The 1,189-nt window shown below is 71.9% G+C and carries 2 protein-coding genes; one reads left to right on the forward strand and one right to left on the reverse strand.

Features of this window, described 5'->3' with window-relative positions; genetic code table 11:
- Positions 1–469: DAK2 domain-containing protein (locus tag DY240_RS22685; RefSeq protein ID WP_119662073.1), on the reverse strand; the 469-nt coding region annotated here is incomplete at its 3' end.
- A 132-nt stretch (positions 470–601) separates the two neighbouring features.
- Between DY240_RS22685 and rpmB the strand changes: the two genes are divergently transcribed.
- On the forward strand, positions 602–790 hold the full coding sequence (gene rpmB / locus DY240_RS22690) for a 50S ribosomal protein L28 (protein WP_046771409.1): 189 nt from the start codon (positions 602–604) through the stop codon (positions 788–790).
- Positions 791–1,189: the final 399 nt, after the last annotated feature.

A 1,189-nucleotide genomic window follows, 5' to 3' on the forward strand; every position in this document is an offset into this window, starting at 1 on the left:
CCGGGAGGGTCGGGGCCGGCTGGGCCGCCCGGTGCCTGGCGGCGTCGGCGGCGGCCCGCGCGACGCTGAGGATCGTGCCCTCGACGGGCTCGGCGACGGCTCGTCGCGCCTCGTCGGCCGCGCGGTCGAGCCCCTCGGCCAGGGCGGTGCCGTCGGCGAGCGTCGTCCCCGGCCGCGCGAGCACGTCGGCCACCCCGCGCAGCATCTGCGCGACGATGATGCCGGAGTTGCCGCGGGCGCCGAGCAGGGCGCCGCGGGCCATGGCCTCGGCGGTGCCGCCCAGTTCCGGCGGCGCCGCCTCGGCCTGCTCCAACCCGGCCTCGACGGTGAGGTAGAGATTGGTCCCGGTGTCGCCGTCGGGCACCGGGTAGACGTTCAGCGCGTCGATCTCTTCCCTGGCCGCCGCGAGCGCGTCCAAGCCGGCGCGGCACCAGCGCAGCACGATCTCGGCGTCGGGAACCGGTGGCACCTGGCGAGACTACCCCGCGCCGGTTTGTTTCTCGGACCGCCGGACCGGTACCCTGGGGCGGTTGTTCGGACCGGAATTCAGGTCCGAGCAACACCACATGTCGTCTTCCAATCCGTCTCAGTAGGAGTCTCCGTGGCTGCCACCTGCGATGTCTGCGGCAAGGGCCCGGGCTTCGGCAACTCGATCTCGCACTCGCACCGCCGGACCCCGCGTCGCTGGAACCCGAACATCCAGACCGTGCGGACGGTCGTCGGGGGCACCCCGAAGCGGCTGAACGTCTGCACCTCGTGCCTCAAGGCCGGCAAGGTCGCCCGCCGCTGACGCTGTTCTCCGAACGACCATGAGGCGCTCCCACCTGGGGGCGCCTCATGGTCGTTCCGCTGTGTCGGGGCTTCGTTTGCCACGTGTGGGGCCGTCCTCCGGCCGCGTTGGCCTCTGAGTTTGCCGCGTTGGCCCCGTCCCCCTGCTGCCCGATTGTCTTGGCCGCGCACGCGCGCCTCAAGTCCGCGGCCTCTGACTGTGTGCTCCTCGCTGTGGTTGGGGGCCTTGGACTTGACCCGCGCGCCCGCGGCTAAGAACGGGCAGCTATCAGGGGGACGGGGAAAGAGCGGCGACGACGCCGGGACGTCTGGCCGGCTTCTGTGTGGCGTTGGTGTCGTGGGGCGTCCACCTGGTGAGATTTCGCCGTGATTCGGGGGCCATCACGAGGATTACCCCAGC

It is taken from the genome of Jiangella rhizosphaerae (assembly GCF_003579925.1).
In the GTDB taxonomy this organism is placed as follows: Bacteria; Actinomycetota; Actinomycetes; order Jiangellales; family Jiangellaceae; genus Jiangella; species Jiangella rhizosphaerae.